The 15,218-nt window shown below is 38.4% G+C and carries 14 protein-coding genes and 1 pseudogene; 9 read left to right on the plus strand and 6 right to left on the minus strand.

The annotated features are described in order from the left end of the window. The first annotated feature begins 436 nt into the window (after positions 1–436). From rubA to oxyR, 4 genes are all read left to right on the plus strand, one after another. Positions 437–601, plus strand: coding sequence for a rubredoxin RubA (gene rubA / locus WBW42_RS07670; protein ID WP_000760495.1), 165 nt, complete (start codon positions 437–439; stop codon positions 599–601). 94 nt (positions 602–695) lie between these two features. Further along, a complete protein-coding gene (rubB, locus tag WBW42_RS07675) occupies positions 696–1,877 on the plus strand; it encodes a rubredoxin reductase RubB (RefSeq protein ID WP_032056841.1) in 1,182 nt (393 codons plus the stop codon). A gap of 52 nt (positions 1,878–1,929) precedes the next feature. Next, on the plus strand, positions 1,930–2,874 hold the full coding sequence (estB, locus tag WBW42_RS07680; RefSeq protein ID WP_032056843.1) for an esterase EstB: 945 nt from the start codon (positions 1,930–1,932) through the stop codon (positions 2,872–2,874). Positions 2,875–2,880: 6 nt separating this feature from the next. Further along, positions 2,881–3,789, plus strand: a complete 909-nt coding sequence (oxyR, locus tag WBW42_RS07685) for a LysR family transcriptional regulator OxyR (protein WP_005070616.1) — start codon at positions 2,881–2,883, stop codon at positions 3,787–3,789. Between the two features lie 29 nt (positions 3,790–3,818). Here the strand turns inward: oxyR and WBW42_RS07690 are convergent, their stop codons facing one another. Beyond that, positions 3,819–4,403: an SPOR domain-containing protein gene (locus WBW42_RS07690; RefSeq protein WP_032056844.1), complete on the minus strand. Its 585-nt coding sequence runs from the start codon at positions 4,401–4,403 to the stop codon at positions 3,819–3,821. Positions 4,404–4,460: 57 nt separating this feature from the next. Here WBW42_RS07690 and WBW42_RS07695 point away from each other — a divergent pair. Then, positions 4,461–4,589: pseudogene (locus tag WBW42_RS07695) on the plus strand (hypothetical protein). Between the two features lie 60 nt (positions 4,590–4,649). On the opposite strand, the gene ppk1 reads toward WBW42_RS07695, so the two are convergent. Together ppk1 and mtgA are read right to left on the minus strand one after the other, a co-directional pair. Beyond that, the gene (ppk1, locus tag WBW42_RS07700; RefSeq protein WP_032056845.1) at positions 4,650–6,728 is read right to left on the minus strand and encodes a polyphosphate kinase 1; all 2,079 of its coding nucleotides are present in this window, start codon (positions 6,726–6,728) and stop codon (positions 4,650–4,652) included. A gap of 105 nt (positions 6,729–6,833) precedes the next feature. Then, entirely contained in the window at positions 6,834–7,511 is a 678-nt protein-coding gene (mtgA, locus tag WBW42_RS07705; protein ID WP_002117784.1) for a monofunctional biosynthetic peptidoglycan transglycosylase, read from the minus strand. A 76-nt stretch (positions 7,512–7,587) separates the two neighbouring features. Here mtgA and WBW42_RS07710 point away from each other — a divergent pair, with 76 nt between their 5' ends. Further along, positions 7,588–8,397, plus strand: a complete 810-nt coding sequence (locus tag WBW42_RS07710; protein WP_032056846.1) for a rhomboid family intramembrane serine protease — start codon at positions 7,588–7,590, stop codon at positions 8,395–8,397. A gap of 1 nt (position 8,398) precedes the next feature. On the opposite strand, the gene WBW42_RS07715 is transcribed toward WBW42_RS07710, so the two are convergent. Together WBW42_RS07715 and WBW42_RS07720 are read right to left on the minus strand one after the other, a co-directional pair. Further along, positions 8,399–10,858 carry an ABC transporter permease gene (locus WBW42_RS07715; RefSeq protein WP_032056847.1) on the minus strand — a complete coding sequence of 820 codons (2,460 nt, stop codon included), beginning with the start codon at positions 10,856–10,858 and terminating at the stop codon, positions 8,399–8,401. Positions 10,859–10,861: 3 nt separating this feature from the next. Beyond that, complete coding sequence (locus WBW42_RS07720; protein ID WP_032056848.1) at positions 10,862–11,554, minus strand: ABC transporter ATP-binding protein; 693 nt, start codon at positions 11,552–11,554, stop codon at positions 10,862–10,864. A 44-nt stretch (positions 11,555–11,598) separates the two neighbouring features. Between WBW42_RS07720 and WBW42_RS07725 the strand changes: the two genes are divergently transcribed. Next, on the plus strand, positions 11,599–12,222 hold the full coding sequence (locus tag WBW42_RS07725; protein WP_032056849.1) for an arylesterase: 624 nt from the start codon (positions 11,599–11,601) through the stop codon (positions 12,220–12,222). 35 nt (positions 12,223–12,257) lie between these two features. Here the strand turns inward: WBW42_RS07725 and WBW42_RS07730 are convergent, their stop codons facing one another. Next, entirely contained in the window at positions 12,258–12,872 is a 615-nt protein-coding gene (locus tag WBW42_RS07730; protein ID WP_002117769.1) for a carbonic anhydrase, read from the minus strand. Between the two features lie 284 nt (positions 12,873–13,156). Between WBW42_RS07730 and WBW42_RS07735 the strand changes: the two genes are divergently transcribed. Together WBW42_RS07735 and WBW42_RS07740 are read left to right on the plus strand one after the other, a co-directional pair. Then, a complete protein-coding gene (locus tag WBW42_RS07735; RefSeq protein WP_032056850.1) occupies positions 13,157–14,182 on the plus strand; it encodes an alpha/beta fold hydrolase in 1,026 nt (341 codons plus the stop codon). 26 nt (positions 14,183–14,208) lie between these two features. Continuing rightward, on the plus strand, positions 14,209–15,216 hold the full coding sequence (locus WBW42_RS07740; RefSeq protein WP_032056851.1) for a hypothetical protein: 1,008 nt from the start codon (positions 14,209–14,211) through the stop codon (positions 15,214–15,216). Positions 15,217–15,218: the final 2 nt, after the last annotated feature.

Raw genomic sequence — 15,218 nt, forward strand, 5'->3', positions numbered from 1 at the left:
CCTGATTTATTCCGTTCTTATACTGCCGAATTTTAATTTTCGCGTTTAATGATGACATCTGTTGAATCTTTATTTGTTGTTATTTAGCTTTCTTATTATATAAATGTTTTAAATGAGCAGAAACTTTTTATCTCTTAATAATTTCACAAACAAGATTAAGTTTAAAATTAACGTTAAGAATGTATTAGTTATTATTAATTTATGCTCAAGTTTTGCCTAAAAAACCACTTATTTGTCCTAACCTGCCATTCATCTTTGCTTACGAATGATTAAACTCCGTTATTTGCTTTACATTAAATGTAGAACTGCGTAAAAATTTGATATCCGATCAAAGGCACATTGGTTATTATTGACCGGATCGTGGTTACATTATTAATAGATGGAATAGTTTTACTGAAAGGCAGCTTTGAGCAAACTTATCAGTGCGGAGAGTCTCATGAAAAAATATCAATGTATCGTTTGTGGATGGATTTACGATGAAGCAGAGGGTTGGCCACAAGACGGCATTGCAGCTGGAACAAAATGGGAAGATATCCCTGATGACTGGACTTGCCCTGATTGCGGCGTTTCAAAAGCTGACTTCGAAATGATCGAAATCTAATGATTTAAAGCAAAAGGCCATGATTGACATGGTCTTTTTTACGAATATTCCCAATCACCGTATTAAATAAACAATTCTAACTCTGGAGAGAAAAATGCATCCTATCGTCATTATCGGATCAGGCATGGCAGGTTATACCTTAGCACGTGAGTTTCGTAAGCTTAGCCCAGAGCAAGAACTTGTGATGATTTGTGCGGATGATGCAGTGAATTATGCAAAACCAACATTATCAAATGCATTTGCAGGTAAAAAAGCACCTGAACAGATTGCTTTAGGTGATGCTGCTAAAATGGGTACCCAACTCAATATGCGTATTGAGCCTTTCACTTTTGTAAAAGAAATTTTAGCTGAACGTCATGAGCTTGTTCTTGAAAAAGACGGGGTAATTTCGAATCAACCCTATTCAAAACTGATTTTAGCTGTTGGTGCTAACCCAATTCGTCTTGCAATTGCAGGCGATGGCAGCGATGACATTCATGTAGTGAACTCACTCATTGACTATCGTGCTTTCCGTGAAAATCTAGCTCAACGTAAAGACAAACGTGTTGTTATTTTAGGTGCTGGTTTAATTGGTTGTGAATTCGCCAATGACTTACTTCACAGTGAATATGACATTACTGTCATTGATTTGGCACCTCAACCATTAGGTCGCTTATTGCCAGGTCATATTGCTTCTGCATTCCAGCAAAATCTCGAAGAGGCTGGTGTTAAATTTGCATTAGGCACAACCGTTGAAAAAGTTAGTAAAATTAATAATGGCGAAGATTATGCGATTACACTCGCAAACGGCCAAACTTTGGTAGCCGACATCGTTCTTTCAGCGATTGGTTTACAGCCAAATATTTCACTTGCTAAAAGTGCAGATATTCAAACAAGCCGTGGAATTATTACCAATAGTTTACTTGAAACAAATCAAGCCGATATTTATGCGATTGGCGATTGCGCTGAAGTAAATGGCACGCTACTTCCGTATGTAATGCCGATTATGCAGCAAGCTCGTGCTCTTGCAAAAACCCTCAGCGGACAACAAACTGCCGTGCACTATCCTGCTATGCCAGTTGCAGTAAAAACTCCTGCAGCTCCACTTACAGTGTTACCAGCTCCAATGGATGTAGAAGTGAACTGGGAAACAGAAGAGTTCGACGATGGTATGCTTGCTAAAGCAATTGACAATGAAGGAACATTGCGTGGTTTCGTATTGTTAGGTGCAACAGCAGGTAAACAACGCTTAACTTTAACAAAGCTTGTTCCAGATCTTATTCCAGCCCAAGCATAAGGTTTGAATCAGGAATACTCTTTTGTGAGTATTCCTTTAAGGAATGAATAACATGAATAGTGCCTTACAGTTTAACATTTCGCCGTACACATCCTTCATGCAAGAAACCAAGGTCAACTTAGGCAATGGTATTGAGCTACATGTAGAAGTAGGTGGAAAACCGGAACATCCAACTATTTTGCTGATTATGGGTCTTGGCGCTCAAATGCTTTTCTGGCCGGATTTCTTCTGTAAATCACTCATTGATCAAGGTTTTCGTGTTATTCGTTTTGATAACCGTGATATTGGCCTTTCTTCAAAAGTACGTCATGAAGGTAAACGGCTAAATACGGTTAAATTGATGGGTCGCTTTGCGCTCGGACTAAGTAATCAAGGTGCCCCTTATACTCTGCATGATATGGCAGATGACGTATCAATGCTCATTGACCGCTTAGGCGTGGCTAAGACACATGTCATTGGTGCATCAATGGGCGGGATGATCGCTCAAATTCTTGCAGCAAAATATCCTGAAAAGGTTGAGAAATTAGGGCTCATGTTTACAAGTAATAATCAGCCTTTTTTACCCCCTCCTTTTCCGAAACAGCTTTTGAGTTTAATTGGCAAACCTGAGTCACGTGACGAAGAAGGTATTGTTAATCACAGTTTAAAACTATTTCAATTGATTGGTTCACCTGGTTACGTCAACCAGATTGAAGCAATGCAAACTGCACGCAAACTTTATCAACGTAGCTATTATCCTGCTGGTGTACTTCAACAGTTTTTAGCAATATTATGTACAGGCTCCTTACTTCAACTGGACCGTGAAATTAAGCAACCCGCGTTAGTCTTACATGGCTCTCGTGATCGCTTACTTCCACCTAGTCATGGTAAGGCTGTAGCAAAAGCAATTTCCGGTGCTAAGTTTGAATTAATTGATGGAATGGGGCATGATATCCCTGCACATTTTATTCCTCAGCTTAGCGGTTTATTTGCGCATCATTTTAAATCATCATACTAGGACACTATGGCTGCATTACCCTCACTAAGACAGCTATCATATTTAGTTACGTTGTCGGAAACTTTGCATTTTACTGAAGCAGCACGCCGCTCTTTTGTCACGCAATCGACGTTATCAGGCGGCATCATGGAGCTTGAACGATTGTTAGGTGGCGTTCTGGTAGAGCGTGACCGTCAGAATGTGCGTTTAACACCATTGGGTGAACAAGTTGTTGCTCGTGCCCGTGTATTACTAGCAGATGCTCAAGATTTAATGCGTTTGAGCCGTGAAATGAGTGAACCGTTAACAGGTGATTTGCATTTGGGCGTTATCCCAACCATTGCACCTTTTATCCTGACACGGTTACTTGATGAAGTGCATCAGCAGTTACCTAAAATTCAGTTGCATCTGCATGAAGCTCAAAGTGAAAAAATTGTAGAGCGTCTAGAACACGGTAATCTAGACATGATTGTTCTTGCTCTACCGTTTGATACTAGAGGCCTAAAAGTCGCTGAAATCTCGAAAGAAAATTTGTACCTTGTATGTAGTAAGCAAGATACAAATGCTTTGCAAGCAAACTCACTAGATGATCTTGATTTATCGAGATTAATTTTGCTTGAAGAAGGCCACTGTTTACGTGACCACGTTTTAAGTGCATGCCCTATCGGTGAACGTAAAAACGACAACCGTTTAAAAGCAAGCTCTTTACCAACTTTAGTTGAAATGGTTTCTTCTGATTTAGGTTTTACCCTTTTACCAGAAATTGCAATTGATAACAGTATGATCAAGTTTAATGATCAAATTACTGCAAAACCAATTGAAGATGCCCCGAGTCGCACTTTAGCGCTAGTCACTCGTAAAAGTACGCCGCTACAAAGTGAATTCGACGTGTTACTGCAAATTATGCAGAAAATCACGACAAACCTACATGAATAAAAAAAGGAGTCTTCGGACTCCTTTTTATTTTATTGAGGTGTAAGGGATGCCCACTTAAACACCCAAGCAGATTGCATATTCAAACTATTATCAGCAATAATTTTTTCTCTAATAATTTGTGCGATAGCATAGTCGTTGGCTGGATCTATCATGACTCGTATTCCTTTAGTGGTTGAACTAGTTACGACCTTATAGCCTTTTGCCTCAAGCTGTGACTGAATCTTATTTGCTTTATTTTGATTAGCTGCTAGTGCAACCTGTACCATCCACTTTTTTTCACCATTTTCTAAAATTTCTTTAGCAATCGCAGCATCAAGTTGTTTTTTATTTTCAGAATTTTTCTTTTCTTCTTTTGTGTGAACTTCCTCATTTTTCTTTTGCGCTAAAAACTCATCTTGTTTTTGTTTTCTTTTTTGAATAATTATTGTTTTATTCCTTACCTCACTCTTTTTAGTTTTATCATTGGAAACGGGCGCAAAATAAGGATATATCGCTTGATCATCAAACCTTTGAAATACGATGATATCCCCATAACACTTCTGATCTGCGTAGGCCGCCACTGGCATTATCCCCAAAAGTATTCTAATAAGTAAATTTCTAATAAAGCATTGCATCTTATTCATTTACCGAAGTTAAGTATATTTAATGCGGCGTATTAAAGTAGATTTCACATGATTTGTATATTTATAAAATTCAATGTTTTATGAAAATAATCACATATTTTAAAAACATCTTGCTGTGCTTCAAATTATTATCGTTTACCCAACAACCATTTAGAAAAACTAATTAAATTATTTTGAATTTCAGTGAATTAAAAAAGCCGACATTTTGTCGGCTTTTTTAATTAAATTTAAAACTTATTATTTAATCATTTCTAATAGTGCTCTTTGAGCATTATGCAATTTTTCACCCTCTGCTGGCTCAGCACGCACCCACGTACCATCTGACTGTAACAACCAAGCTTGCTGGTTATCTTGCAAATAGTTCACTAGGCCTTGTTGATAAATACGCTTTTTCAATGCAGGATCTTCCACAGGGAAACATGCTTCAACACGGTTAAATAAATTACGATCCATCCAGTCTGCGCTTGAGCAGTAAATACGTGCATCACCATTATTGCTGAAGTAATAAACGCGAGTATGTTCAAGGAAACGTCCTACAATTGAACGTACACGAATATTTTCTGATAAGTTAGGCAAACCTGGACGTAAACAGCAAATAGAACGAATAATCAGATCAATCTGAACACCCGCTTGAGATGCTTCATATAATTTATTGATCAATTGAACTTCCGTTAAAGCATTCACTTTCACAATAATTTGAGCTTTACGCCCTGCCTTAGCATTGGCAATTTCTTCATCAATAAAGTTGATGAGCTGAGCATGTAAGGTAAATGGTGCATGTAATAGCTTTTTCAATTTCGCCATTTTGCCCATACCTGTTAGTTCTTGGAAGATACGATGCACGTCTTCACAGAGATCTTTATCGGTCGTCATGAGACCATAATCGGTATAAATTCGAGCATTCATTGCATGGTAGTTACCAGTGCCTAAATGAACGTAACGCACAAGTTTGTTATTTTCACGACGTACCACCATAATCATTTTGGCGTGAGTTTTATAACCAACAATACCGTAAACAACCACAGCCCCTGCTTCTTGTAAAACGTTAGCCACTTCAATATTTGATTCTTCATCAAAGCGGGCACGTAATTCAATAACCGCGGTCACTTCTTTTCCATTACGCGCAGCTTCCGCCAAAATCTGTACAATTTCAGAGTCAGTACCACTACGGTAAAGCGTCTGCTTAATTGCCAATACTTGTGGATCGCGAGCAGCTTCACGAAGTAGCTGAATCACGGGAGCGAAAGATTCAAACGGATGATGAAGCAAAATATCTTGCTTCTGCATTGCAGAGAAAATGCTCTCGGTCTTTTTAAACACTTTAGGTACAACCGGCGTATGTGAGTCATAACGCAAATGAGGGCGTTTAAAATTTGAAACCAGACGAGCCAAGTTTACAGGGCCATCAACTTTGTATAATTGCTCATCGGTTAAATCAAATTCTTCTAATAAGTACTCGTAAATATGCTGCGGACAGTTATGAGTTACTTCTAAGCGAACAGCACGGCCAAAACGTCGAGAACTTAATTCACCTTTTAAAGCTTTTGCTAAATCTTCAACATCTTCATTTAATGCCAAGTCTGCATTACGTGTAACACGGAATTGATAGCATCCCGTTGCTGTCATTCCAGGGAATAAATCGGACACATGTTCATGAATAATTGCAGATAGCATGACGTGATGTTCTTTACCACCTGTTAACTCATCTGGCAGTCGTACAACGCGAGGTAATGAACGTGGGGCTGGAACCACAGCTAAATCAATTTGACGGCCAAAAGCATCTTTACCTTCTAAGGTAATAATAAAGTTTAAGCTCTTATTGACGAGACGTGGGAACGGATGCGCTGGATCTAAGCTAATTGGGGTTAATACAGGTGCAACTTGTTCTTGAAAATACTTCTTAATCCAAGCTGATTGCGCTGGTGTTAGTTCACCACGACGGAGGAAGCAAATGTCTTCTTCACGTAACTTAGGTAAGATTTCTTCATTTAAAATACGATATTGACGTTCAATCGCAGCGTGAGCAGTTTCAGAGATTTTTTGTAAGACTTGTCTTGGCGTCAAACCATCAGGGCTACGACTCTCATTGCCCAGAGAAAATTGCTCCATCACCCCTGCAACACGAATTTCGAAAAACTCGTCTAGATTACGTGAAAAAATGAGCAAGAAATTCATTCGCTCAAGTAATGGATGTAAAGGGTCTACCGCTTGCTCCAATACACGCAAATGGAAGTCAAGAATAGACAATTCACGATTTATATAACGGTCATTATAACTATATTCTGTTGGGGTCGTTGGTGTAATCGCTGTATTCATGTCTAACTCAATTCTCTATCCAGCCAAAATCTCTATAAAACAGTATGCTGCAAAAATATGACAATTTGGTAAAAACTAAAAAATTTACACATCTTTAAAACATCATTATTCAGGAATCTGGGTACTATTCATATAACGTAGGATAACGCGTTTTCTATATTGTAGTTTACGATCGTTGCGGTGATCTTGATAATATTTCGGATCAGGCAATAATGCGGCCAAAAAAGCAGCTTGTTCGCGCGTTAAGCTTCTCGCACTTTTACCATAATAATATTGTGCGGCTGCTTCTACACCATATCGATTTTTGCCAAATTCAACAGAGTTCATATACACCTCAAGAATTCGGCGTTTTGACCACATCCGCTCCATCATCCAAGTTGCGATAGTTTCTTGGCCTTTACGAATAAACGAACGCTTATTGTATAAAAACAAGTTCTTTGCCAATTGTTGAGACACAGTAGAACCACCAGCAACTACTTCGCCTTCTTCATTATTCCGCTCTAGAGCAAAACGAATGCCATCCCAGTCAAAACCATGGTGATGAATAAATTTTGCATCTTCCCCAGCTAAAATCGCATGCTTGAAATTGTCGCTAATATCATCATAGTCAAGCCATTCATGAATAATCGGCTCTGAGGTATCTGACCAATAATCAATTCGCATAAACATGGTGGTATCAACTTCATGTGTACGCCACCAAACTAAACTTGAGAAAATCCAAAGCTGAATAAGGAGAATTGCCCCTATAAAAATTAACAACACGCGAACAATAAAAGCTTTCATGTTCGTCCTGATCTCCTGTATTCAACTTTTTTCATGTTAAGCTGTTAAGCATGTTCATATATAACAAAAGCATAGCATGACTCAATATCAGCCTCCGCACATTAATCGTAAACTCAATGTACAAACTTGGTGGCTGACCGCCTTATTGATCTTGATTAACGTAGGTTTGTTTGTTTGGCAAATTGCAACTGGTGTCGATATTAGCGACCCAGCCATGAAAGATGCTATTCATTGGGGTGCAGATTTTACACCACTTACTTTTACTGGGCAGCCTGAACGCTTATTTACCAGCATGTTTTTTCATTTTGGTCTTGTTCACCTCATGCTTAACATGTGGGCCCTCTATATTTTCGGTAATGTTGCAGAGTCTCTATTTGGTCGCTTCTATTTTATAAGCCTTTATTTACTTGCTGGCTTATTTGGTAGCCTTCTTAGTAGCTATATGACCATTCAAAATGGGCATGAATTACTGCAACATTTCGATCAAAGTTTACTTCCTCATGTCAGTGCAGGTGCTTCGGGTGCCGTGATGGGATTAGGTGCTGCGTTAACAGTACTTTCTCTATTTCCCCCGCTGCCGCATCAAGCCTACATACTCGATAAAAAAGCTTTATTAATGGTTATGGCCATCAACCTTATTTTTGGTTTTGTCGCAACTGGTATTAATAATGCCGCGCATATTGGCGGCATGATTATTGGAGCATTTCTTGCACTGATGTGGTACTTAAGCTATGTCAGCAAGTTAAAAACTATACTTAAAATTTTAGGTTTATTAGGAGCAGTAATCATTACAGGTGGTTTTTATATGTACTGTGTACAAATCAACTCACCGTTACTTCCACTATGGCATGAAATCATCATCCAGAACCCTGACATTATTCCTTAAACTACAATTGGTTTAATTCTCTTAAACTCTGTAAAGGCGGTAAATTACAGAGATAACCTAGTCGATAACGACCAATCAAGGCACAAACCAGCATCATGCCAAGAGGTAAAATCAGCCATATTTCAATATGCCACTGTATTGCCATATTCATTTTATAGCTCGCGATCGCACTAATCACTTCTGCAAAACAGCAGGCAACTATGCCTGCTAACAGACCTAAAAACCCAATCTCAAAACTGAGCATTTGCTTCATTTTATTTTTAGATAAACCAAATGAACGTAACAAAGCAACTTCACGGCGTCGCTCATCCATTAATAAATTTAGACAAGCAATTAAAACGAGTATTCCAGAAAAACCAACTAATGCCGCTAGAACAGTTACTATTTTGACTAGAACATTCATTAAGCGTTTTACTTCATCTAAAATCCGGTCAACATCAATAAATACGGTATTTGAGAACTGCTGAATAATATTGATCATTTTAGATTGATCTTGCTTAGGCACATAGAAACTACCTAAATAACTTCCAGCATTTTCATCTAAAGTTTTAGGGGAAAAAATAAAGAAAAAGTTAGGGCTAAAGCTTTCCCACTCGACACTTCGGAAATTTACCACTTTGGCCTGTAAGTTGCCTTCGGGCAAACTAAAAGTAAGCTTATCTCCAATTTGGATTCCTAAACTTTCGGCAGTTTTACTTTCGACTGAAACTTGCCCAATGCCATTAAACTGGGCTTGACCATTTGTAATTGCGTTGTCATTCGGTAATTGATTTGATTGTGTTAAATTCAATTCACGGCGCAAAGAGTTATTTTGTTTTATGGCTTCTTCCGAAAAAGGTACATCATTCTTTGCTACTAGTCGGCCACGAATATTTGGATATAACGGCGTGCTTTGCCAGCCATTCTGCTTTAATTGTTGCTCAAATGCTTTTAAATCAAATGGAGGTAATCCATAAACAAATTGATTCGGTGTCCCTTCTGGAAGTTGTTGCTGCCAACGCTCTAATAAATCTGTTCTTAATACACTGAGTACCGTAATGAGGCTTAAGCCTAAAGCCAATGTGGTAATTTGTAAGGCGCTTTGTGATGGCGAACGAATATAAAAAGACAATCGATTTTTCAGCTTTTTTAAGCTACGAAGCAATAGCCAAACAACGGTGTAAAGCAAAATACAAAGAACAATAATTGCCGCTAAAACCAGAATGCTGAGTATTAAGTTTTCACTCAACACCAAACTAAAAACAACTAGGCTAGTGTTTCCTGCAAAAAACATGAAGAATAAAGATTTGCGAGATTTGGCTTGCTCCCGAATAACACGAATTGGAGGTGTATTTAAAAGCTCCCAAATGCTTGGCAAAATAAAACCAAGCAGCACAATCACGCTGGTAAAAATCGCAATTGGTAAAGGCCCGATTAAAAGAGGTACAACCGAAAAACTTAACTCTAATTGAGGAATCAATTGCAGCATAAGTTGCAGCAGACCAAACCCCATGATTAAACCTAATAGGCTTCCTAGCACAATTGAAATCGCACTGACAATACAAAGCAATCCAATATATGCCCACAAGATTTGGAACTTACTGGCACCTAAACATCTAATAAGTGCAATGTGATCTTGGTTTTGTTGAACATATCTTTGACTCGTTAAAGCGATGGCAATACCACACAACAAAATCGTTAAAATATTGGCCAATTGCAAAAAGGTATCTAAATTTTCAAGCGGACGTAATAACCTACTGTTCGATTCACTTGCATCACGTAAACGCAAGCCAGCCGTTTCATCTACATCTTTAGAAGGTTGATGCTGTTGCTTAAATTGCTTTGAAAATGACTGAACCTGTTCAGGGCTACCTGCCATTAATAAACGATAGTCAATTCTGCTCCCTGTTTGAATCGCATGCGTCTTAGCAATATCGGCTTGATGAATAATAACGGTTGGCGAAAAGCCTGAAAAACCGAGTTCCTGATTTGAATCACGCACAATCACGCCACTAAAACGGAAGGTACCATCAGCAATAGAAACAGTATCTCCTAGCTTTACTTTAAGTAAATCGGCTGCTCTTTGACTTAGCCAAACCTCACCAGATTGAATTGCTTTAGCGCTTGGTTCAATTTCTAACTGCCCTCTAAGTGGAAATAAAAGCTCAATTGCCTTTACATTCACCATGACAAACTGATCTTGGGTATGTGCCATCGAGCTAAATATAGTGACATTAGTTTGCTTTAAACCAAGCTGTTCAGCTTTCTTTTTCCACTGCTGTTCGATAGGTTCGTTATTCGACAGAACTAAATCAGCACCCAGCATTTGTGAAGCTTGCAGACTTACTGCATTTTTAACTTGATCGTTACTAAATTTCAGGGCTGTCGTTGCGCTAATCGCAAGCGATAAAGCAATAATGAGTAGATATAATCCACCCGTACGAAAACTCTGTAGCAAAAGTGGTTTGAGAAGATTACGCATAGCTTAACCACCCTGTACTGTCTTTAGTCGGCCATCATCTAACTCAACATGACGCTGACAAAGGGTTGCTAAATTACGATCATGGGTCACCAAAATCAGAGTCGTACCTAACTCTCGGTTTAAGTCAAAGAGTAAGCTTTCAATTTCTTGTGCCGTCTGACCATCTAGGTTTCCAGTCGGTTCATCTGCAAAAATAATTTGTGGTTCTGCAATGAGAGCTCGTGCAATGGCTACACGCTGCTGCTCGCCACCAGATAAGACTTTAGGCGTTTGTTCAACTTGACGGCTCAGCCCTACTCGATGCAACCAATCTAAAGCTTTTTTCTCAGCTGTTTTATAACCAAAGTCTTTACGTAATCGTAAAGGTAACATCACATTTTCAAGCGCACTCAACTGAGGCAGAAGTTGAAAAGACTGAAATACAAAACCAATATGCTGCATTCTGATTTGGGCACGTTGTTCCTCTGTTAACTGATGAACAGCTTGACCACACAACCAGACTTCTCCTTCAGACGGTTGATCTAAAGTCGCCAAAATTCCTAGTAAGGTTGATTTACCTGAGCCGGAACGTCCCGTAATTGCTACCTGTTCCCCTTCAAAAATCTCTAAATCAATATCTTTTAAAATCGTAAACTGATTTTGGTTAATCTGAATAGTTTGTGTAACTTGATGGGCAGCAATGATGGGTTGTGGCATGATGTGAAAAGTCCTATGTATTCAGAATCAGGGTCGAAGTACAAATGTCTAAATCTTTTTTGATTGGTTCTAAAAGCATCATGCTCATCTCATTAAGTATGTTGCCTATGCTTGTATCGGCGAAAACTATTTTAATTTTAGGAGATAGTATTAGTGCCGGTTACGGAATTGATCCCAAACAAGGTTGGGTACAATTACTGCAAAAACGCTTAGACCAACAGTATCCCAAACAACACAAAGTGGTCAATGCAAGTGTTAGTGGAGAAACAACAAGCGGCGCTTTAGCCCGATTACCTAAGTTATTACAGACCTATAAGCCGAATGTGGTCGTGATTGAATTAGGTGGAAATGACGGCTTGCGTGGTCAACCACCTCAAATGATTCAAAAGAATCTGGATCAGCTCATTCAATTAAGCCAGAAACAAAAAGCCAAAGTTATTCTTTTTGGCATGAAGATTCCGCCAAATTATGGGGCTGCGTATAGCAAAGCTTTTGAAAATAATTATAAAGTTGTAAGTCAAAAATATCAGGTGAAACTACTACCGTTTTTTCTAGATGGTGTTGCTGGTCAAAAACAGCTTATGCAAAATGATTTAATTCATCCCAATGTACAAGCGCAGTCAAAACTACTTAATTTAGCTTACCCATATATTAAAGGTGCCTTATAGGCACCTTTAATATTTAAGCATTCTTTTTAATATGATCAGAAATCAAAAAAAGTAACTTCACCAGTTTCGAGTGAATATTCTGCACCGACAACAATTAATTCACCTTTTGCAATCAGGCTCTCTAACACCGCTGAACCATGGCGTAATTGATTTACAGAAGCAAAAACGTTTGAACGTACCGCATGACATGAAAGTTTTTTCAAATCATTTTTTAAATCAGTCTGCATTAAAATTTCAACTGATGGACGAACGCGGTTCACAATCGACATTAGGTTAGATGATGGCGGGTGATCAGGATTCATTAACGTATCAATTGTTGCTTGAATCGCACCACAATGGCTGTGTCCTAATACAACTACAACTGGACAGTCATAACGCTCTGCTGCGAACTCAACACTACCGACTTGTGAAGGTGCAACCACATTACCAGCTACACGAATTACGAATAAGTCACCAAGACCTTGGTCAAATACCATCTCTGCTGGAACACGAGAATCTGAGCAGCCAAGTACAATTGCAAACGGATTTTGATCCTTTGCCATTTCAGCGCGTTCTTGATGAGATAAGGTTTTTGCAAGGGAAGTATTTCCATTTACAAATCGTTGATTACCGGCTTTCAGACGATCTAAAACTTCTTGCGCAGTAGGCATTTTATATTTCCATTGTTTTTTCAAGGTTGGAAATCATTTTAATGTGTCAAAATTTGAATGTCACTGACAAAAAATAAATCCTTTTCTATGAAAAAATTTAAAAATACTTAACCTGCTTTAATGTAGAGCTCACTGCATATTCGCTACTGTTTAGTGAAAAAATAGACATACTTTGGTTCTCGGATTGACTATAATTTTCTTCATTCTAAACATTTGGCAAATGACTCATTGGCAAAGTTTTTCAATAATTTTTCAAACTCGCTCAAGCTTCAAGGATGAAATCTATGACAAGGCTGTCCACATCAATTATGGCCTCTATGAAAAAAACTGCTACCGCCCTGACTTTGGCTTGTAGCGTATTGTCAGTGATGAGTATTTCTCAAACACAGGCAGCCGATAATATTGATGTGACATTCCAGAATGTGTTACAGCAAGAACGTAGCTGGGCAGGTCTACAAAGTAAAAGCTTAAAAGTCGGTGATGTGACTTGGTCATATAGCGAAGGCGGCTCTACAACAAAACCGACTTTACTCCTTATTCATGGCCTAGCGGGTAGCCGTGATAACTGGAACCGAGTGGCTCGTTATCTCACTACAAATTACCATGTCATTATTCCTGATTTACCGGGTAGTGGTGAAACTATCGTTTCCCAAGACTTCGATTATTCAGTACCAAATCTTGCTGAAAAATTACGTCGCTTTGTTGAGGCTGCAAATTTAAAAGGTCCAATTCATATTGCTGGGCACTCACTCGGCGGATCTATTGCCCTACTCTATGCTGGACAGTATCCATTTGAAACCAAAAGTTTATTTTTAGTAGATAGCGGCGGTATTTTTCGCTCAGCCAATACAATTTATTTAAAAGATCCTGCTTACCTCAAACAACTGTTAGTGTCTAAAAAAGGTGACTTTAATTATTTATTAAAACAAACCATGTTTAATCCTCCATTTATTCCTAAAGAGTTTCTTCAAGCTCAAGAAAAGTTGATGATTGATCAGGCGCCTCAAACACAAAAACTGGTTGATCAATTGATTGCACTTAATAAAGTCTATACACCAGATTCATTTGCGGTACTTACCAAAACGATTGATGCACCGACGCTCATTCTATGGGGCAAACAAGATAAGATTATTAATGTCGAAGTAGCAAGTGAACTAAAACGACTTTTAAAGAATGCTCAGCCTCCAGTTATTCTAGAAAATGTAGGTCATATGCCAATATTGGAAGCTGAACAGTTGGTTAAGCAACAATATCTACCGTTTTTACTTAAAGTAGAAACAAATCAGTCGTCAAAAACGACCACACCTTAAATAAAACTTCGGACTTGTGAGACCTTATGTCTACCCAACCACTTATTGAAAAACTTATTGAAGCTCATCTAGATTTTTTAGATGAGCAATTTGCTCAGACTCAGGTGATCCAGCAAGAGTTTGAGCAATTTTATCATTGGTTGGGGAGTCGGCAATTACAACATCTGTGGACTTTTGAACAAATTCAACAGCTCATTCAAAAGCAGATTTTAGATACGCCTGCTTCTGATTTCCTGATTGAACAAATTGCTGAGCATATTCGGTTTGCATTGATTCATCCTGCAAATGAAACCGCAACTGTTGAAGATGTTATTCCTGTTTTAACGATTGACCGAATTGCACAATACGTTGCAAGTAAAGAAGAGCACCGTAAAAAACTGATTAAAACGATTGTGAATAATCCTGCTTTTTCGGCCCTGCTCACGCAACTGATTCAGCAAACAATGCATGATTATTTAGATGAATCAATGTCAAAGCGTGTACCAGGTGTAGGTCGTTTTATGAAAATGGGAAAATCTGTTTTAGAAACAGTAACCGATTCAAATCTGGACGATACGATTAATCATTATTTGCAAAAGAATATTTTAAAACTCAGCCAAATGAGTGAGCGTGTTTTAAACCAACATTTTGACAATGATAAGCTCTACCATTTTCAGGCAAATGTTTGGCATAAAGTTAAAACTATGCCACTTTCTGTTTTAAAAAATTATGTAGAAACTCAAGACTTATCAAAAACGGTTGGCCTAGGACATGAAATCTGGGACCACATTCGCCAAACTGATTATCTAAAACAGCAAGTACATGATGGTATTTATACTTGGTATGTACGTAATCAGGAGCGTAGTTTTGATTTATTGCTTCGTGACCTCAATATCGATGAAAGCTTAGTGCAACATGAGCTGACCACGTTACTTGTGCCTGTATTACAGCAGTTAATTACAACAGGACATTTAAGACGTCGTGCCCGTGTGTACTTAGAGAAGTTTTATTATTCTGAAAAAGCATTAGATATTTTAAATAACAAAGGCGCTTAGAG

This window comes from Acinetobacter sp. LT1, from assembly GCF_059800965.1.